Origin of the sequence: Campylobacter concisus (assembly GCF_050447505.1) — a bacterium.
GTDB classification, from domain to species: Bacteria; Campylobacterota; Campylobacteria; order Campylobacterales; family Campylobacteraceae; genus Campylobacter_A; species Campylobacter_A concisus_BP.
The window spans coordinates 1,284,460-1,303,024 of sequence record NZ_JALMFZ010000001.1 but is presented as its reverse complement, the minus strand read 5'-3'; the positions used below and the strand labels follow the sequence as shown (position 1 = coordinate 1,303,024).

General features: G+C 37.1%; 15 protein-coding genes, 4 tRNA genes and 2 pseudogenes. 11 read left to right on the top strand and 10 right to left on the bottom strand.

Features of this window, described 5'->3' with window-relative positions:
- Positions 1–3: 3 nt before the first annotated feature.
- Genes MTT09_RS06500 through MTT09_RS06490 form a run of 3 tightly spaced genes read right to left on the bottom strand, consistent with a single transcriptional unit; the run spans position 4 to position 3,614 of the window.
- Entirely contained in the window at positions 4–873 is an 870-nt protein-coding gene (locus MTT09_RS06500; RefSeq protein ID WP_429802888.1) for an AAA family ATPase, read from the bottom strand.
- Positions 874–884: 11 nt separating this feature from the next.
- Positions 885–3,443 (bottom strand): Mu transposase C-terminal domain-containing protein, encoded by a 2,559-nt coding sequence (locus MTT09_RS06495; RefSeq protein WP_429803253.1) that lies wholly within the window; start codon positions 3,441–3,443, stop codon positions 885–887.
- Positions 3,444–3,614 (bottom strand): hypothetical protein, encoded by a 171-nt coding sequence (locus MTT09_RS06490; RefSeq protein ID WP_180371744.1) that lies wholly within the window; start codon positions 3,612–3,614, stop codon positions 3,444–3,446.
- 67 nt (positions 3,615–3,681) lie between these two features.
- Here MTT09_RS06490 and MTT09_RS06485 point away from each other — a divergent pair, with 67 nt between their 5' ends.
- From MTT09_RS06485 to MTT09_RS06475, 3 genes and pseudogenes are all read left to right on the top strand, one after another.
- Positions 3,682–3,876, top strand: coding sequence for a hypothetical protein (locus tag MTT09_RS06485; RefSeq protein WP_107805081.1), 195 nt, complete (start codon positions 3,682–3,684; stop codon positions 3,874–3,876).
- Positions 3,877–4,175: 299 nt separating this feature from the next.
- Positions 4,176–4,361 (top strand): annotated as a pseudogene (locus tag MTT09_RS06480) (helix-turn-helix domain-containing protein); the annotation flags it as partial.
- Positions 4,362–4,475: 114 nt separating this feature from the next.
- A complete protein-coding gene (locus MTT09_RS06475; RefSeq protein WP_429803722.1) occupies positions 4,476–4,943 on the top strand; it encodes a S24 family peptidase in 468 nt (155 codons plus the stop codon).
- A 529-nt stretch (positions 4,944–5,472) separates the two neighbouring features.
- Here MTT09_RS06475 and MTT09_RS06470 read toward each other — a convergent pair.
- The 6 genes from MTT09_RS06470 to MTT09_RS06445 all read right to left on the bottom strand — a co-directional run bounded on the left by MTT09_RS06470 (position 5,473) and on the right by MTT09_RS06445 (position 10,423).
- Positions 5,473–6,261 (bottom strand): CRISPR-associated endonuclease Cas3'', encoded by a 789-nt coding sequence (locus tag MTT09_RS06470; protein ID WP_429803251.1) that lies wholly within the window; start codon positions 6,259–6,261, stop codon positions 5,473–5,475.
- Entirely contained in the window at positions 6,258–6,998 is a 741-nt protein-coding gene (gene cas5, locus MTT09_RS06465) for a CRISPR-associated protein Cas5 (protein WP_429803249.1), read from the bottom strand. The genes MTT09_RS06470 and cas5 overlap by 4 nt, the downstream gene beginning before the upstream one ends.
- Positions 6,998–7,873 (bottom strand): type I-B CRISPR-associated protein Cas7/Csh2, encoded by an 876-nt coding sequence (gene cas7b, locus MTT09_RS06460; RefSeq protein ID WP_429803247.1) that lies wholly within the window; start codon positions 7,871–7,873, stop codon positions 6,998–7,000. Before cas7b ends, cas5 begins: the two co-directional genes overlap by 1 nt.
- Complete coding sequence (locus MTT09_RS06455) at positions 7,866–8,282, bottom strand: hypothetical protein (protein ID WP_429803245.1); 417 nt, start codon at positions 8,280–8,282, stop codon at positions 7,866–7,868. Before MTT09_RS06455 ends, cas7b begins: the two co-directional genes overlap by 8 nt.
- 2 nt (positions 8,283–8,284) lie before the next feature.
- The gene (locus MTT09_RS06450; RefSeq protein WP_429803243.1) at positions 8,285–9,676 is read right to left on the bottom strand and encodes a TM1802 family CRISPR-associated protein; all 1,392 of its coding nucleotides are present in this window, start codon (positions 9,674–9,676) and stop codon (positions 8,285–8,287) included.
- Between the two features lie 63 nt (positions 9,677–9,739).
- Complete coding sequence (locus MTT09_RS06445; RefSeq protein WP_429803241.1) at positions 9,740–10,423, bottom strand: CRISPR-associated endoribonuclease Cas6; 684 nt, start codon at positions 10,421–10,423, stop codon at positions 9,740–9,742.
- Positions 10,424–10,632: 209 nt separating this feature from the next.
- On the opposite strand from MTT09_RS06445, the gene MTT09_RS06440 reads away from it, so the two are divergent.
- The 7 genes and pseudogenes from MTT09_RS06440 to MTT09_RS06410 all read left to right on the top strand — a co-directional run bounded on the left by MTT09_RS06440 (position 10,633) and on the right by MTT09_RS06410 (position 14,893).
- Positions 10,633–10,708, top strand: a tRNA-Lys gene (locus MTT09_RS06440).
- Between the two features lie 14 nt (positions 10,709–10,722).
- Positions 10,723–10,798: transfer RNA gene (locus MTT09_RS06435), tRNA-Glu, on the top strand.
- 16 nt (positions 10,799–10,814) lie between these two features.
- Positions 10,815–10,890 (top strand) — tRNA-Val (locus tag MTT09_RS06430).
- A gap of 12 nt (positions 10,891–10,902) precedes the next feature.
- Positions 10,903–10,979: transfer RNA gene (locus MTT09_RS06425), tRNA-Asp, on the top strand.
- Between the two features lie 554 nt (positions 10,980–11,533).
- Positions 11,534–12,547, top strand: coding sequence for a bifunctional 3,4-dihydroxy-2-butanone 4-phosphate synthase/GTP cyclohydrolase II (locus MTT09_RS06420; RefSeq protein ID WP_429803239.1), 1,014 nt, complete (start codon positions 11,534–11,536; stop codon positions 12,545–12,547).
- A gap of 372 nt (positions 12,548–12,919) precedes the next feature.
- Positions 12,920–13,654 (top strand): annotated as a pseudogene (locus MTT09_RS06415) (PDC sensor domain-containing protein); the annotation flags it as partial.
- A gap of 306 nt (positions 13,655–13,960) precedes the next feature.
- Positions 13,961–14,893: a methyl-accepting chemotaxis protein gene (locus MTT09_RS06410; RefSeq protein WP_429803721.1), complete on the top strand. Its 933-nt coding sequence runs from the start codon at positions 13,961–13,963 to the stop codon at positions 14,891–14,893.
- A 501-nt stretch (positions 14,894–15,394) separates the two neighbouring features.
- Here MTT09_RS06410 and MTT09_RS06405 read toward each other — a convergent pair.
- Positions 15,395–15,853: a methylated-DNA--[protein]-cysteine S-methyltransferase gene (locus tag MTT09_RS06405; protein ID WP_429803237.1), complete on the bottom strand. Its 459-nt coding sequence runs from the start codon at positions 15,851–15,853 to the stop codon at positions 15,395–15,397.
- A gap of 122 nt (positions 15,854–15,975) precedes the next feature.
- On the opposite strand from MTT09_RS06405, the gene MTT09_RS06400 reads away from it, so the two are divergent.
- Positions 15,976–18,561 (top strand): bifunctional aconitate hydratase 2/2-methylisocitrate dehydratase, encoded by a 2,586-nt coding sequence (locus MTT09_RS06400; protein ID WP_429803235.1) that lies wholly within the window; start codon positions 15,976–15,978, stop codon positions 18,559–18,561.
- Positions 18,562–18,565: the final 4 nt, after the last annotated feature.

The following is an 18,565-nucleotide window of genomic DNA, read 5'->3' as shown; positions in this document are numbered from 1 at the left end:
TTTCTATCCCAAGATAACCATATCAAGTGCCCTAGCAACGACACTCTCATCAACAAGGCATCCATTTAGCTCAGCTAGCCTCAAAGCCTTTTTATATAGCTTTGCACTGCTTCTAAAGTTACCTTTGCAGTAGGGAAATATCTCTTTTATATAGATCTTTTCACTCTCATCTTTGCTAAGTCCTTGCATGCACCATTTGCCACAAATTCTGCTAAAAAGCTGCCTTAGCTCCTTGTTTTTACCCATTAGATTTTTTAGTAGTATCTCTGTGCCGCAAAGTATCAGCGGAGTGCGTGAGAAGTCATAAATTCTTCTTAGATCTTCAAGCGCCTTTAGCGGTAGATGCTCCGCCTCATCTACCATTATCACCTTATCGCTACTCTTTAAAAACCTAGCCACCGCCTTTAGCTTTGTGCTTAGCCCACCAGTAGCATCTATCTTTAAAGCCTCGCATAGATCTTCAAGCAAAACCTTAGCGCTCGTGTGACAAGTCGCCTCTATCAAAACCACATTTGGATTAGTCCTAGCAAACTCTTTTAGAGCTGTTGTCTTGCCACTTCCAGCAAAGCCATATATTAGCCCTATCTCTTTTTCAGCTATCGCCTCACTTATGATGAAATTTGCCATCTTTACATCGCTAGTTACGTAAAACTCATTTTCTTTTGCGTTTGCGTGAAAATTCTTAGCTTTTTTGTTAAAATTATCGATGTAAGCATTGATTTTTGCATTTACTGCATCGCTATCACCATTGTATCTTCCAGCACGAAGTTGGCTTATTAGCGATGCGCTCACTCCTATTGCACGTGCAAGTGCTGATGCGGTTATGTTGTTGCTAGATAAAAATTCATCTAGCTTTTTTATACTTTCACTCATTACTACTCCTTTTAGTTAGTTTCATTGACTATTTCTTGCCAACTTTTTATCTTTTTCTCTTTTTTTACATCACTGCCAGCCACAGCCAAAAGCTCATCATCAAGAGCTCTATTTTTAGTCAGTGATCGGCTGCTTTTTTTGGCTGCTTCGATCTCTTTGCTCTCATTATTTGCGCCTTTTAGCTCAGGCTTTAGCGCTCTTTTGGCTTCAAGGCCAATAACCATTTGTTTAAACTCTTCTTGGCTCTTATCTCTTGCCTCGCTAGCATCAGCTTTTATATCACGCAAGCGTTTGCTAAAGAGCTTTCTAGCTGCTTTTGCTTCCTCAACACTTACGCCCTCATCCATATCAAGAACATTTGCCACGCCTATAAAATTCTTATCATCTTCATCCCAAACAAAGCACTCATTTATATTGTCTATGTTTTCTCGGATGGTAACTCGCTCATATCCAAACATCTGAGCGTTATAAAAATTCACGCCACCCACGCTTACACCCTTTTTATTCACATGCTTTAGCTCTTTTTTACTAAGTCTTGCACTAAGACTTATTGCATCCATAGCCACAGCGTCAGCGATCTTTTCGTTATATGCTTCGTTGCATGTTTTACCAAGGCGCTCTAGGTAGCGTGCGTTTAAGAATTTTTCAGCGTAAATATCCATAAGGTTTTGTACTTCGCTTAGCTCTTTTAGTTTTGCTATATTAGTTTTTACGCCCTTTTTAAGGCGTCTCTCTTTTTTAGAGTAGAAAAACTCTATCGCTTGTCTTTCAGTTATGTTATGTCCGATATATCCAGCTAAATTTTCACTAAAGCTATGTTGAAGCGCTCTAAAATTTCTCTCTACATAAGGTTTTAGCCAGCCACTATATGCTCTAACAGCCTCATAGCGTATCTCAAGCGAACCAAGAACCGAGCTCATATATTCACTCTTAAAGGCCTTGCCATTGTCGCCTTTTATCATTTTTGGTTTGCCATACCTTATTATGTATTTAGCCACAGCTCTTGCTATTGCTAGGCTATTTTCGCTATCGCTTATATGAAAGCTTGCCACCCTTGAGTAGGTGTCGATTAGTGCTATGATCGTATAGCGTTTTTGCCACTGCCTTACGTAGCTCTCAAACTCCTCTTTGCTTGAAAAGATATTATTTACAGCCTCATATCCTATTCTTTCGCATATATCACTAGCATTACATATCATGTCAAGTGGGCTAGCATCTATCTCAACGACTTCATTTATCGTTCTTGCTGCCCAGTTGCTCACTCCAAGTGCTGGCATTTGTCTGCCTATAACACCATCTTCGCCGTAAAGTATTAGATTTTTAAGAAATTTGTTTTTCTTTAGGTAGTTATTTACATACCTATTTACCACCTCATAGCTCACACACTCATCTTTTTTGGCTAAAAATTCATCAAAGCTTAGCTCACCGATCTGCGAAGCTACCAAAGCTTTTTGATCGCTCTTAGCGATCTTAGTCTTTAGTGCGGGATCCAACCGATGGGGTTGGTCGTAAGCATGAGCTTGGCTCATCTGCGAAGTTATATAATAGTAGTTAAGCATCTTATGGATGTTTGTTATATTTATCCTACCTTTGCCTACACTTGATTTTATTAGCTCGTCGCACTTGTCACTAAGCCCAAGCTCTTCTAGCTTTAAGCTCTTATTATTACTCCTACTATCCACAAGTGCATCTAGACCACCCCTTTTAAATTTTCTTTGCCAGTCATAGAGCTTATTTGAGCTTACTTTTATAGGGTATTTATTGCTTGTGTTTAAATACTCTATAAAACTACTCTCATCTATCTTCCCTTTTACCTTATCCCACTCCAAAACTATTGCATACTTACATAGCGCATTAGCTCTTTTTTTATCGCCACAAGTTGCTATTAGCGGCAAATTTGCTAAAGAGTTGCCGCTATTATTAGTGCTGCTACCATACATGGTTCTAGTAGCAGCGCAGCCATTGCCATCATCTATCTTCTCCAATACACCATTACCACAAGGCTCAACAAGTAAGCCATCATTGCTATCATTACCACATTGCTCATCTCTTTTTACCTCCTCTTGTATCCATATATTCCGTGTTTTGTTACTCTTATCACAAAGCCCATCTCTTGCATATTCATCACAAATTCTTCCAGCGCTCTCTTTGCTTTTATCTCTTGCATCCTCGCTCTCTCCTGCCTCTTTTGCTCCATTGCTTGCTCTTCTATCGCCCTTTGCATTAGCTCCATCTCTTCCGCCCAGCTCGTCTGCTCCCTCATCATACGCACCAGACCCTTTGCCTGACTTCGCTCCATTTGCTGCATCGTAAGGCACGTCATAGCTCTCTCCTTCTCTTGTTTTACTGATCCTCTCCACGATCTCTGGATAAATTCTCTCGTCTATATCTATTCGAAGGGTTTTGCCACTTGCTCCACCACGATTACCACCTATATAATCAAAGAGTAATATATTACTCTTTATAGAGCAAAATTTTTTGCCTGCTTTTTTGGCACGGCATGCTGCCTTTTCTACGCTTTTATTATTTATGCCAAAAAATTCAGCTGCAACCCTTGAATTTACCCACATTTAGGCTACCTTTATTCCATCTTTCTCTAGTATTTTTTTAGCCTTTTGGCTCACAAAACCTTTATAAAGGCTACTAAGACTAAGTCCTCTCATCTCACAATAGTCCTTGAGGTCGTGCTTTAGCTTCTGTTTTACCTCTCTTGTCACTTGCTTGACCCTATATGCTCTCATTTTTCACTCCTCAAATTTATTCAAAAAAGTTACAATCAAAAATCTTACTTGAAAGGAGGTGTTTACTATGACAAATGAAGACAAAGAAGCTCTTTATCGTATTCTCTACGCCAAAATACTTGAATTTAGCGTAGAGATAGAAGCTATAAAATCCGTGCTTACAGACAAACAAAAAGCAGAGATTGCAGCTAAAAAGAACGACTTGACCAATCAAATTCGCAATAACGGATCACTGGATTTGATACTTGATTATTTGAGATAAATCCTCTCAAATCTTCTGCGGGGATAAAAATTTTTATATTTAAATCCCCACCAAGGATAGGACAAGTTGGGAATACTTCGCACCCAAGTGGTATCCTAATCTCTCTAGTTTTGGTATCAAAGTATGCTTTTTTGATCTCATGCCCTAGCATATACACTCCTTAACAATAAAATTTTAAAAGAACCTTTTTAGAAACTTTTTACTTTTTTTAAAGTAATATGCTTCCAAACACATTTTGAATTATAGCGTAATATATTACACTTTGTCAAGCGTATTTGGTATCTTTAAAGGAGAATTATATGGACTTATCAACTAGGCTAAAAGAACTCAGGCTAGAAAAGCAATGGACGCAAGCGGATTTAGCAAAATTTTCAGGTGTTTCTATTCATAGTATAAAAGGATATGAGGCAGGAAAGACTAAAAATATTACAATAGAAAATTTAAACAAAATTGCTTTAGCCTTTAACTTAACGCCAACAAATTTTTACACAGGTAATATGTCTCCCAATATGTCTCCCAATATGTCTCCCAATATGTCTCCCAAAAACAATAATTCTGTCTCCCAATATGTCTCCCAAACTCAAAATTTGTCTTCTAATTTGTCCATAAGTCCTACAAACCTTAAAAACTCACAAATACAGCAGTTAAAAGAAGATCAGATCCTTATATGTGAGCTAAGCTCTAAAGTCGGAGCAGGCGAAAGTGTCGATATAAACGGCATTGAAGTCTATGACACAACCAAGCTCGTCCCATTTTCTCAGATGCTCTTTAAAACTCGCCTAAAAAACACAAACAACCTACGCTGCATGCAAGTAGAAGGCTACTCTATGGTTCCTATGCTATACCCTGATAGCTGGGTCATTGCTGACGTTACAGCCAGATTTGAAGGCGATGGACTATACATTATAAATTTTTGCGGAAATTTCATGGTTAAATTGCTCCAAAAAAGCCCTGACGGCGTGCTTCATATCATAAGCATCAACAAAGACTATCAAAGCTACGAGATAGATGAAGATAGTAACGTTGAGGTCTATATAGTAGGTAAAGTATTAAGATGTGTGATTTAAAGCCCTTTTAAACGGCTTTTAAAATAGTTTGTAAAAAGATGTAAAGCTTTTGTAAAGTGATGTAAAGAAATTTTTGCCACTTTGATTTTGACCAAAACTCACTCTAACTACGAATTAATCGCACTTTCCTATGCCTTTTTATAACTTTGATATCTAACATAACTTTACAGATGGATTTTAGCAGCACTCGCGGAATATTTTGTATCTCGTCTATGATGATGACGCTATCTCGCAGAGTTTCAAGCTTGAGATTGTCTCTATTGTGGTTTGAAAAAAAAGTAAAAAATAGCTGGTTAAAAGTCGTGACTATAAAATTTTCATGCCAGATGTCGATTAAAAATACCTTTTGCATAAACTGCTCTTGCTCATCGTCGTTTTTGCTTTTATAGCTTGTTAGGTGGTGATACTTTAAAACATCTTGGTCCGCTATGATCTTTTGATATTCGGCGTGTGTTTGATCTATGATAGAGGTAAAAGGTATAGCCGTTATGATACGCCTTTTATTGCCGTTTCTAGCTATTTCTAAGGCTCAATTTAATGCCAAAAACGTTTTGCCGATACCTGTTGGCGCTTTTATGAGAAATGTTTTCTTGTCTTTGTTGGCGTTAAAATTTTTAAATATAATCTCTCTTGCTTTGTCTTTATAATCATCTTGCTTTTTGGTGGCTATTAAGCTCTTTATTTGGTCTATGTAAAGATCTATCTTTTTGGCATTTAAAACGGCTAAATTTTGATAGCTTTCTGAAAAAATAGCTTCAAATTTATCAGCCAAAATGAGCCTTGAGTATCTTTTTTTTAAAATAAAAAAGCTCTCCAAACCATAATATTTTGATAGTTCATTTTCTAAGTCTAAAAAATAATCTACAAAATCGTAGAGATCTATATCTATATCCAAATTTGCTCTTTTGGCTACCTCATCTATCTTTTTGAGCTTGTCTGCTACTTTTGCTTTTGTTAATCCTGCATTTGAGAGAAAATAGTCTATGTCGGGCAAATCAGAGTGGTGCTTTAAGATGGTAAAGAAATTTGCTATGAAATTTATATCTTTGTTGGCTCTAGTAAAAAAATATATAAAAGCACTTTCTAGGGTATGCGTAGTTTTTAGTTTTTGCCGTGCCTTTTCAAATTCATCTGCCGAGCTAAAATTTTTAGGATCTAAATTTATATAGTCTTGAAATTTTTGTGAAATTTTGGCTAGATCATGAAAAGACGCGGCCTCTATATGCTCATCGTCATCGAAACTAACAGCTATATTTTTGACGTGCGAGTTGTATGATTTTTGCGGATGGGAGCTAAAAGTGTCGGAAATTTGCATCATACAAATATGCAGCGAAAAGTTTTTTGGGCGCAAATCACCTCATAAACCTCTATGTTTTTTGCTCTTATCTGATCGCTTGAAAATATCAAATTTATATGCGTTTTTGGAGATCTGCCGCTGTCTAGGCTTCCCGCAAAGCAGATGGGCGAGTATAAAACATTTTTGTCAAAGCATATATTTTGTGTCTTGTCTTGTGGCACAAACGAGTCAATACCTATCTCATCAAAATTTTTGTTTGCAAAATTCATTATTTCTACAAATTCAAAATTTCCAGCAAATTCGCTATTGCCAAGATAAAAAGGGAATTTAGAAATTCTATTTTTTAAACTATCTATCGCTTCGTTTTCAAATTTAAATTCATCGATAAAGATAGTATATTTTGGATCGATTAATAGTTCTCTGTTTATAGGTTTTTGCGGCGCAGATTTGTCTCTTAAGCCATTTGAGATCTTTTGCATATCTAAATTTTTAAGGCTATTTAGATGAGTTTTTGTCTTTTTTGTGTAGTCGTTTATGTAGTTTTGCGAAAAGGTTTTCTTTGAAATGGCACCGTCCAAAACGACGCTATATCTAAAATCCATAAAATCATCATCACTCAAATAATCATCCACGCCAAGCAGCGCGGCCAACATACCGCCTACGGCTGTTTTTGGTGGTAGTGGTAAAGTGATATTTTGGCTTATAGAAAGTGGATCTTTGAAACAAGCAAATTTACCCCAAATTTTAAATGCAAACATTATAGCTCTTTTGCCTCTATTTCTAGTCCTAGCTCTTTAAACTGATCTGTATATTCTCTAAGAGAGTCATCGTAAAAGATCACAACCTTTTCTATTTTTTGGCTCATGTTTTTTAGTGATCTAGCAAGGGCAGTAAAATTTAACTCGCACTCGTCGATGCCTCTAATCTGATCGGAGTCTTTGTTATCTAGCTTCACAAGCTCATCAAGTAGTCCTATCATATAAGTGTCTTTGTAGATCACTCTAATGAGCATTCTTGGCTTTTGACCGACCTTGCTTCTTGTGTTTAGTAGCTTTGTACCTTGCCACATCGAGTCAAGCATTTGTGCGACATCTTCTTCGCTAGTGTTTGATTTGGTGGCATTTAGTGAATTTATAGTGCCATACATGGCAAATAAGCCATACGGTATGTAGTTGTCGGTTCTAAATGTTTTATTGCCGCTGCCGTCTTTGCCAAACGCACCGGTTCCTTGAGACATTATAGTTTCTGTCTCGTTTAGTGATTTAGCCCAAGAAAATTGCACTGCGCCTATGATTTGGATATTGCTTTTTGGCGCCACGCCTCCAAAAAGTCTATTATCTATGCAGCTTAAAAATGCCTTTTTGTCGTCTGCTTCACCTAAAATTTTCTTTACCTCGGCAAATCTAGTTTCTGCTGACTGCACCTGTTCGGCGTTATTTACAAAGATTGTTTGAGACTTTCTGTATTGCAGATCATCCCTAATGGTTCGCTTTACTCTTACGTCACTCACGATAGCTTTTCTATCGCTCTCATCGTATCTTGGCGCATTGTCGTTTAGCATATCTCCGTTAGGATTTGTCATCTTTGCGTCCCATAAAAACAAAATTTCACTATGTTTTGCTATCTCACTCATTATTTTCTCCTGATTGTTGATTATCTTTTTTAAATTTAATGTAGTCGTTCATGCCTCGTATAAATGCAAATGAAATTTCATAGCGAGAAATGCTCTTGCTTTTTTCATTGCAAAAATGCGTAGTTATCAGCTGCGACAGATCGCTATTTGTTGCGCTGCCTAGCTTCAGTTTTCTTTCAAACTCATTTGCTTTATTAAAAATTTTCTTTAAATTTGGCGCTATTATTTTTTGATTTGAAAGCCACTTTTCAAATGTCTTATTTTCTTTAGAAACGTCTGAGGCAAAAGAGCTATTTATAATACTCTTTGAATAAGCACCTATCAAATAAGCACCTTTGATTAGATCATCTTTAAAATAATCTGACTGCTTTTCTAACAGCTCCTTAAAATAATCAGAAAAAAGCTTCATAATCACATCCTTATCGCGTTTATCTCTTGTAAAAACTCTAAAATTTTATTTTCATTTTTGACGATATTTTCAGGAAAGGCTATCCAGTCTTTGACGCCGTCCTTTATCTTTTTCTTGTTTTTGGCATCAAATTCTCTAAAATGTTCAAATCGTTTCAAAAGCTCGATATATTTTACCTTTGCATATCCAAGTAACAACTTTGCTAGAAAAATTTTCTCCTGCATGATTTTATTATCAAGTCCTTTGACTTTTGTAGCGGCAGCATATTTTTCAATAACTCCAAAATAATCTTTGAGATAGGCAAATTTGATATCATCATCTGTATCTTGAATTTGCTTTGAAGAGTCGGTGATATGCTGCTTTTGCATTAAATTTACGACCTTTGCTATCCTGCTTGGCAAAACGTCTTCAAGTGTAGAAAATATCTTAACGGATAAATTTGTCTGATCAACCTCGGTGAATAAAATATCAAGCGTAAAGCTATTTATTTGGTCGTAATTTTCGATTTGCTTTCGTAATCTTCTCATAAAGCTCTCTTCTCTTTCGGATTCTTCTTGCATATTTTTTGCATTTTTAAGAAAGCTTATTAATCCTTTGAAAATTTCAGCATCGAAATTTGCCATAGAAGGGATGATTATGTACTCTAAGCCTTTGTAGTAAAATTTTAAGTTATTTATCGCAAACATCCAGCCCTTTTTTATTGCCTTTGCGCTTTCTAGCGACATAGGTAATTTGTTTATCTGCTGTATGCCGTAGCTATCATCATAGTTATCCATGGTGAAAAATTTAATATCAGGATTGTATCCGCAGGCAATTTTTTCTTTTGTGACGACATCTGCTAGTTCTTTTAGAATTGGTTCGTTTTTGCTGTTTTTAATATGAGGGCGGACAAATTCATTAAGATAGTTTTGCAAAACTTCTGGCATAAGCTCATGAAAACTCTTGCCATTTACAAGCAAAACCAAAAAATAATCATCCTGTTTAAAATTTTTTAGCTCAAGCTCGTCATTTTCATAATTTTTAATATATTCAAATACCAAGGCAGCAATACACTTATTGTCGTCGTTTGCATAGACCATAACCGAATTTTGTAGTGTATGTGAGATGGCTTTAAATTTCTTATATATATCTTTTTCGCCTTGATACTCAAAATTTGGATATAGATAGTATGAATTGCTCGTGCCGCCTATCTTTTTGGTAAAAAGCGTCTTTATATTATCTAGCGAGGCTCTGGATATTTTTGGCTTATCGACAAGTTTTAAATTTTCTATTTTAAAATCAATAGTTAAAACAATATGTTCGCTATCTTTAAAATTTGAATTTTTTATCATAGCGATAGTGTCGTCATCGCTTATTAAATTTCCGATCACATGTAACTTATGAGTAAGTCCCATTTTAAATTGACCTTAAAAATTTTTATTAATGCTAAGACAATATACCTTAAATATTTATAAAATTTATTTATCTTCTACTACTTCTAAAAATCCGAGTCCGCAGTTCATACATCCACTACCAACTCCAACATCAAGGATCAAATTTATAAGCTCTGGCTTTGCTTTGATGTGCCATTTTGCAGGCCAAGCTTTGACTGGCATATTGTTGTTGCCGTAGTAAAAATATAATGGCTTTTGTAAATTTTGCCAAAGCAAATTTAGCTCAAACTCACCCTCATATTTATACCCCATAAGTGTTTCAAATCTTTGCAGCGCGTTTGTTTTCATCATTTCAAGATGCCTGGAGTCTTGCGGCTCAAGATGCACCTTGTATCCCAAAAGTCCAACGACCGAACACGCAACACATCCCTGAAAAGTAGCCTCATTTTGTGAAATCCTATGCTCTTTAACTGACACAGACGTATCAAGCAAACAAATATTGCCAAGCTTTAATCCGTCTTTTAGCACAGCAAAAGCGATCGTCTTTTCAAATTCTGGTACAAACGAGCTAAATCTTATCTCTAAACTTAAGCCATTTAATCTAAAATCAAAATTTGATCTTTTAAAATTTTTACCGCTCTCTTTATGTGTATATCCGTCATGTTCAGCCTTTGGCAAATAGCTATAAATATAGCCTTGTATGAGCTTGGATAAAGACTTTGCTATTTTTAAATTTTGAGTTGGAAGGCGTGAATTTATAATAACCATTCTTGCTCCTTATTGTTGATAAAATGGATTATAACTCAAAATTTTGTAAAAAATAGACAATTATATAAAATAAATTTTTTAGAATTTATTTTTTATTTTAAAATAATGTAGCTAAATAAAATCAAAGACTTATTTTAAAATTTAAATGATCTTTTCTTGACATATAATAATGTTTTTTGTATAATCTCAATTCTTTTTTAAATAATCATGTCTTGCTAGCTCAGTCGGTAGAGCATCTCACTTTTAATGAGGGGGCCGTTGGTTCGAATCCAACGCAGGACACCATTTTTTGGGTTTATGACCCTTTCGTCTAGTGGCTCAGGACTCTACTTTCTCTGTGTAGGAACAGAGGTTCAAATCCTCTAAGGGTCGCCAGATATTTTAAAATTTAGGTCGCTTAGCTCAGTTGGTAGAGCGCCACCCTTACAAGGTGGATGTCATAAGTTCGAGTCTTATAGCGACCACCATTACTTTTAGGTGCAGCGGTAGTTCAGTTGGTTAGAATGCCGCCCTGTCACGGCGGAGGTCGCGGGTTCGAGCCCCGTCCGCTGCGCCATCTACTTTTAAATTTTTCATTTTTTATTTTTGTCTTTATTTTTTAAGTTTAATGCATTTTTTTTATAAAATATTTTGTTAAATAATATGTAAAATAATACATAAAATATTGCCCTTAGAAAATTTAAAATATTTTTTCCTTTATTAAAAATTTTTAGTTTTTATAGCAAAAATAACTATGAAAGCCCAATTTTCACTCGATTTTCTAAACAAAGAATATTTAAATTTTAAAACTAAATTTAATATAAAATTTTAATTATCTTTATAGTGCTATTAACAAACCTAAAATAACAATTTATTGTTGCCTAAAGTTTAAGGCATGTTTTAAAATTTAAAGTCAAAATTTGTTTTATTGCGCAAATATACATATAAATTTTTATGCCTATATGGAATAAATTTATCCTGCCAAATGGCTAATATCAACCTCAAAAGCTTAAATTTTGGCGTAAATTCTATTTTTTTTCAAAAGTGATTACCGACAAAGAAAAAATATTATTTTTATCTCTTAGTTATCAAAATATCAATATAATCGTAAAAATTTATAAAAGGACAATTATGGCACTTGAAAATGTATTAAGAGCGATTGAGGATATAAAAAATGGCAAAATGGTCGTCATGGTCGATGACGAAGACCGCGAAAATGAGGGTGATCTAGTCTTTTCAGCAGATAGTAGCGACATGCAAAAGGTAAATTTTGCTATCACTCATGCAAAGGGCGTGCTCTGTCTTGCGATGGATGAGGCAAATGCAAAAAGGCTTGATCTACCGCTAATGGTAGCCAAAAATACATCTAGCCACGAGACAGCTTTTACGGTTACGATCGACGCAAAGGACGCAACAACGGGCGTTAGCGCATATGAGCGCGATATGACGATCAGACTTGCGGCTGATGCTAGCTCAAAGCCTGAAGACTTCGTGCGTCCAGGACACATTTTTCCGCTCATCGCCAAAAATGGCGGCGTACTTGTTCGCACAGGCCACACCGAAGGCTCAGTCGATCTTTGCAAACTTGCAGGTGTTGCTCCGATGGCTTCGATATGCGAGATCGTAAAAGAAGATGGCACCATGGCAAGACGCGATTATTTAGAGGAGTTTTGTAAGAAATTTGGGCTAAATATGATCAGCGTTTCTGACCTAGTCGAGTATAGGCTAAGCCATGAAAGCCTCATAAGAGTTGGCGAAAAAAGTGACGTCAAGATCGTAGACTGTGCTGCAGCAAGATACGATATCACAGATCACAAAGGCAAAATCCACTCAGCTTATCTTTTTGGTGAGCCAAAGAGCAAGGCAAATGTCAAATTTCAAAAGATCCTTGCCGATCACGAGCTTTTGAGCAGTCCAAAATACGAAGAGCTTTTAAAAACTATCAAATTTCTAAGCCAAAATGGTGGAATTTTGATCTTTTTAGATAGTGACAACTCAAACACAAGCAAAGACTACGGCATCGGAGCGCAAATTTTAAATCACTTTGGCATAAAAGATATCGAGCTTCTAAGCTCAAATAAAAATAAAGAATTTGTAAGCTTAGCTGGTTTTGGGCTAAATATAGTCGGTTATAAAGAAATTTAAATATCACCAAATTTAGCCAGTTCAGCTTGGCTCTGGCTAAATTTAATAATATTTTTTAGATCAAATTTTAGTAGGTCACTCACGAATTTAAACTCTCATTACATGTAAAATTTAAGAAGTTTCTCTTTTGTTTAAGTTTGGATAGCATTAATTTAGTTTATAAACCAGTTTTTATACTAAAAATTAACGATTTTACTTCAAATATATTTTATAAAATAAATCAAATTTAATTAAAAAATTTCTAATATATTGCTAATTTACGTTATTTTTATAGATTTAATCACTATTTAATATAAAATATTATTTAAAATAAAAGATTAAATTTATATTTTAAATTTTATAATTCTACTAATATTTCACAAGGAGGATGAAATGAGATCTATATCAAACAAGATCGCATTGACGCTTATTGTTCTTTTGAGTGTATGCTTTGCTGCGATGTCGGCTGTTAGCTATTTTAACGCAAAAGAGGAGGTGGTGAAGCTGATCAGCCAAAACCAAGATCAAATTCTATCTGACATAAAGTCTGTGACGCAAAGTTTTATTGATGACTACATGGAGGACTCGCAAAAGCTTGCAAACAAGCTAGCAGGTAGCATTGGTAGAGAAGATGAAATTCTTGCTCGTTTAAAATCTACAAAAGAAAATTTAAAATCAATAGTCATAGGTGCTTATTTTGCAGCAGAGAGCAATGGCTATACTTATGGCTCAAATAGTAAAACCTTAACCCCAGAAAAAGATAAATACGAACCAAGGGGTAGGGGCTGGTATATCGCCGCAAAGAGTAGTGGAAAAACTATCTTTACAAAGCCATATATAGACATGGTCGCTCCAGAGCACGACCTATGTATGACCTTTTCTACCCCGATAGTGGAGGGTGGCAAGCTCATGGGAGCTACATTTACTGATGTTAATATCAGGCTTTTAAGTAAAAAGCTTCTAAAGATGGGTAAAACTGAGTTTGGCTATGTCTATTTTATGGACAAAGATGGCGTTATTTTGCTACATGATGATGAAAGTCTTATAAATCAAGCCACAAACGCGACAAAGACGCTGGCTGCGAAATTTGCTAGCAAGGACTTTGACGAAAATGGTTTGATCTCATACCAAAACTCAAAAGGCGTAAATGTTTCGGCTAAAATTTTGCCACTAAATGATGATGGCTGGCTCGCAGTTGCTGCGATAAATGCCGATACTTTTAGCAGCCAGACTTTGCCCCTCCTAAAGATCCAGCTAATCCTAGCAGTGCTATTTATCGTTATCCTCTCAGCATTTGTCTATTTCTTACTTAAAAAGTCTCTTAACCCTATAAAAACCATCCAGTCTAAGCTTGATGATGTGTTTAAATTTGTAACTTACGAAGCAAAAGCACCAAGCAAGCTAGAGGTAAGATCAAATGACGAATTTGGCGAGATGAGTAAAGCGATAAATGAGAACATCGATAAAGTCGTAGCTGGCATCAAAAAAGATAGCACTATGATAGATGAGCTAAATAAGGTAGCAAATTTAATGATCAAAGGAAACCTTGGAGCAAAGATAAGCTCAACTCCAAACAACCCATCGCTAAATGAGCTAAAAGAGCTACTAAATAAATTCTTTACATCTATCTCGGCAAATTTAAAGGGCATAACAAATGTTCTTAGCTCATATACTAAAAATGACTTTACAGCAAAGGTTGAGATAAATGAAGAGCTAGAGGCTGACCTAAAGGCTATGATACTTGGAGTATCAAATATGGGTGAAGTAATTTGCACTATGCTAAACTCAAATTTAAATGATGCCAAGATGCTTGAAGAAAAAGCTACAACTTTGGCTTTGGCTATGAAAGAGCTTACACAAGGTGCTAGCACACAAGCAAGCTCACTTCAAGAATCAGCTGCTGCAGTTGAGCAAATGTCAAGCTCAATGAATGCCATCTCTCAAAAGACAGCTGATGTTATAAGACAAAGTGATGAAATTAAAAACATCATAACTATCATTAGAGATATAGCAGATCAAACAAATTTACTTGCTCTTAATGCTGCAATAGAAGCAGCACGTGCAGGAGAACACGGCAGAGGATTTGCAGTTGTGGCTGATGAAGTTAGAAAACTAGCTGAGAGAACTCAAAAATCACTTGGTGAGATAGAAGCAAATACAAATGTCCTAGCTCAATCAATAAATGAGATGAGTGAATCTATAAAAGAGCAAAGTGAAGGCATAAACATGATAAATCAATCAGTTGCTCAAATAGATAATCTAACAAAAGAGAATGTGGTAATTGCAAACCAAGCAAATGAAGTAACATCAGAAGTAGATGAGATGGCTAAAGCTATAGTTGAAGAGGTTAGGAAGAAGAGGTTTTAAAACAAACCAAATCACTACAATTAAATAACAAAGCATGGCTCTCTAAAGCATTAGAGGGCTATGCAAATTTAGACTAGATAATTAAATTTAATACACAAGAATATTCAAGCAAATTTTAAAATCAACATTCAAGAAATATCTATCAAATTTTAAAATTTCATGAACGAGTAATTTCGGCTCTAAAATTTGAGCTAAGCGATATGCGAAGCCAAATTTTAGTAGTCAATTCTTGCGAGTGAATGAAAGTTTAAAATTTGTAAAGACTGCTTGATTAAATCTTTAAATTTCTTTTTATTTAGAAGGGAGACAAGGGGACCTGAATTACGAGGCCGTCCCCTTATCCCCCTTTTTAAATCCCCCAAACCCCTCGCACGTTCAAGGTGCATGCAATGGTGCTAAAGCACTGCATGCGTTCTAAAAGCCATAATAAATTTTAGATACGCTCGCTCATAAATTTTAAAATTTAATGAAAACTTTTGAAGGTTAAATTTAAATTTATAGCTATTTATGCTTTGCTTCATGTTCTAGTAGCCAAATTTTAGTTGGCAGACCTTCGCCGCCTGAGTAGCCGCCAAGACCGCTGTGAGAGAGCACTCTGTGGCAAGGGATGATGATAAGCAGTGGGTTTTTGGCATTTGCAGATCCCGCTGCGCGGTAAGCGTTCTTGTGACCTGCAGCAAGTGCTAGAGCTGCGTATGTGGTCGTTTCGCCGTATGGCACTTTTTGCAAAGCCTCATAAATTTTGGCTCTAAATTTGGTCGTTTTTACATCAAGTCTAACGCTAAATTTTTTAAGCTCGCCCTTAAAATAAGCCTCTAGCTCATCCAAACAAAGCTTTAAATTTTCATCTTTTACCGCTACTTTTTCAAATTTATCTACAAAATTTATCTCACAAATTCCATTTTCACTAGCAACGATCTCTAAAATTCCAATGGGTGATTTTAGGTAGGCTTTTGACACATTTGCTCCTTGAAATTTGAAATTTTGGGCAAATTTTACTTTAGATTGTCTTGCTTTTTGATAAAATGCAAGCAAAATCAGCGATTTTGGACTAAAAACGAGCAAAATCACAAAGGAAATTTATGAGCTTTTTTACCGACTACGAAAAACACGTGAGTGAGCGAGAAAAAGAGGGCGTGCCGCCGCTTGCGCTAAATGCCAAGCAAACAAGCGAAATTTGCGAGCTGATAAAACTTGCTGGCAACTCTAGCGGCGATGAAAAGGCGCAAAATGAGCTAAAATTTCTTATAAATTTGCTTGCTAATCGCGTAAATCCAGGCGTTGATGACGCGGCAAAGATAAAGGCAGAATTTCTTGGCGAGGTGATAGAGGGTCTTAAAATAGACGGGCTTGACGCGGTTCGTGCCATTAAAATTTTAGGCAAGATGCTTGGCGGATATAACGTAGAAATTTTGGTGCGAGCGCTAAAAAATAGCGATGATGTTATCGCGCAAGCTGCCGCAAATGAGCTAAAAAACATCATTTTGGTGCATGAGCATTTTGACGAGATAGCAAAGCTAGCAAATAGCAATAAATTTGCAAAAGAGGTGCTTGTTTCTTGGGCAAACGCTGAGTGGTTTATGCACAAAAAGCCACTTGATGAGTGCATAAAGGCAGTGGTTTTTAAGGTGCCTGGCGAGACAAATACTGATGATCTAAGTCCTGCAAGCGAGGCCTACACAAGGGCTGACATACCGCTTCACGCAAAGGCGATGCTGGTTAAAAAGATGCCTGAGGGTTTAGAAATCCTAAAAGAGCTAAAAAGTCGCGGCAAGAGTGTGGCATACGTTGGCGATGTGGTCGGCACTGGCAGCAGCAGAAAGAGCGGTATAAACTCGATCCAGTGGCACCTTGGCGATGAGATAGAGGGCGTGCCAAACAAAAAAACTGGTGGCATCGTGATCGGCACGACCATAGCTCCGATATTTTTTAACACCGCCGAAGATAGCGGCGCACTGCCGATAGTCGCAAACGTAAATGAGCTAGAAATGGGCGATGAGATAGAGATTTATCCATTTAAAGGTGAAATTTATAAGCTCGCAGGCGATGAAAAAAAGCTCGTGGCAAACTTTAAACTTAGCCCAAACACCCTAAGCGACGAGATAAGAGCAGGCGGCAGGATACCTTTGATGATAGGTAGGCAAGTCACCAAAAAGGCTAGAGAGGTCTTGGGGCTTGGCGAGGAGCAAATTTTCATAAAGCCAGATCAGCCAAAAGAGCAGGGCGGTGGCTACACGCTTGCTCAAAAGATGGTCGGCAAGGCTTGTGGCAAGGCTGGCGTGAGGGCTGGAGCATACGTGGAGCCTGAAATTTTGACCGTTGGCTCGCAAGACACCACAGGGCCGATGACTAGAGATGAGATAAAAGAGCTTGCTAGCCTTAGTTTTGGGGCGGATTTTGTCTTGCAAAGCTTTTGCCACACAGCTGCTTATCCAAAGCCAAGCGACCTTGAGATGCAAAAGAGCTTGCCTAAATTTATGACGCTTCGTGGTGGCGTGAGCCTAAAACCAGGTGATGGCGTCATCCACTCGTGGCTAAACCGCATGGTCTTGCCTGACACGGTTGGCACTGGCGGCGATAGCCATACGAGATTTCCTATTGGCATTAGCTTCCCAGCGGGCAGTGGTCTAGTGGCGTTTGCGGCGGTGCTTGGTATGATGCCACTAAATATGCCAGAGTCAATTTTGATCAAATTTAAAGGTGAGCTAAAAGAGGGCGTGACACTTCGTGATCTTGTCAATGCGATACCTTATTTTGCTATTAAAAAAGGGCTTTTAAGCGTTGAAAAGAAAAATAAAAAGAACATTTTTGCGGGTAAAATTTTAGAGATCGAGGGGTTAGAGGGCCTAAAAGTGGAGCAGGCGTTTGAGCTAAGTGACGCTTCGGCTGAGCGCTCGGCGGCAGCTTGCGTGGTAAATTTAAGCGTTGATAGTGTCGTGGAGTACGTTCGATCAAACGTTGCGCTAATTGAAGCTATGATAAAAGCTGGATACGAGAGCCATGAAACGCTTGCTAGACGAAAAGAGAAGATGCAAAAATGGCTAGAAAACCCAACTCTTTTAAGAGCCGACAAGGACGCAAGATATGCTGAAATTTTAGAGATTGATTTATCGCAGATAGATGAGCCGATCCTTGCCTGTCCAAACGACCCAGACGACGTGGCAACGCTAAGTGAAATTTTAGCTGATAGCAAAAGAGCGCACGATATCGACGAGGTCTTTGTGGGTAGCTGTATGACAAATATCGGGCATTACAGGGCGCTTGCTAGGATTTTAGAGCGTGAGGGCAAGCTTACAACTAGGCTTTGGATCGCGCCACCAACAAAGATGGATAAAAAGACGCTTGAAGATGAGGGCATTTATGAGATATTTAGGAGGCTGGAGGCTAGGACTGAGGTGCCAGGCTGCTCGCTTTGCATGGGCAATCAGGCAAGAGTTAATGACAATGCCGTTGTCTTTTCGACCTCGACTAGAAATTTTGACAACAGAATGGGCATGGGCGCAAAGGTCTATCTAGGAAGTGCCGAGCTAGCCGCTGTGTGCACGCTACTAGGGCGTTTGCCAAGTGTTAGCGAGTATAAAAGGATAGTAAGAGATAGCCTTAGTTTAAACAAAGATCAAATTTATAAATACCTAAATTTTAATGAAATAAGCGAGTTTAGTATATAAATTT

Bases quoted from the DNA above. Each gene is read 5' to 3' on its own strand.
- MTT09_RS06455 (WP_429803245.1), bottom strand. From the start codon at position 8,282: ATGAAGCTTTTTTCTGATTATTTTAAGGAGCTGTTAGAAAAGCAGTCA.
- MTT09_RS06420 (WP_429803239.1), top strand. From the start codon at position 11,534: ATGGCACTTGAAAATGTATTAAGAGCGATTGAGGATATAAAAAATGGC.
- MTT09_RS06445 (WP_429803241.1), bottom strand. From the start codon at position 10,423: ATGGTTATTATAAATTCACGCCTTCCAACTCAAAATTTAAAAATAGCA.
- MTT09_RS06450 (WP_429803243.1), bottom strand. From the start codon at position 9,676: ATGGGACTTACTCATAAGTTACATGTGATCGGAAATTTAATAAGCGAT.
- MTT09_RS06485 (WP_107805081.1), top strand. From the start codon at position 3,682: ATGACAAATGAAGACAAAGAAGCTCTTTATCGTATTCTCTACGCCAAA.
- MTT09_RS06400 (WP_429803235.1), top strand. From the start codon at position 15,976: ATGAGCTTTTTTACCGACTACGAAAAACACGTGAGTGAGCGAGAAAAA.
- cas7b (WP_429803247.1), bottom strand. From the start codon at position 7,873: ATGAGTGAGATAGCAAAACATAGTGAAATTTTGTTTTTATGGGACGCA.
- cas5 (WP_429803249.1), bottom strand. From the start codon at position 6,998: ATGTTTGCATTTAAAATTTGGGGTAAATTTGCTTGTTTCAAAGATCCA.
- MTT09_RS06470 (WP_429803251.1), bottom strand. From the start codon at position 6,261: ATGATGCAAATTTCCGACACTTTTAGCTCCCATCCGCAAAAATCATAC.
- MTT09_RS06495 (WP_429803253.1), bottom strand. From the start codon at position 3,443: ATGTGGGTAAATTCAAGGGTTGCAGCTGAATTTTTTGGCATAAATAAT.
- MTT09_RS06500 (WP_429802888.1), bottom strand. From the start codon at position 873: ATGAGTGAAAGTATAAAAAAGCTAGATGAATTTTTATCTAGCAACAAC.
- MTT09_RS06490 (WP_180371744.1), bottom strand. From the start codon at position 3,614: ATGAGAGCATATAGGGTCAAGCAAGTGACAAGAGAGGTAAAACAGAAG.
- MTT09_RS06410 (WP_429803721.1), top strand. From the start codon at position 13,961: ATGAGTAAAGCGATAAATGAGAACATCGATAAAGTCGTAGCTGGCATC.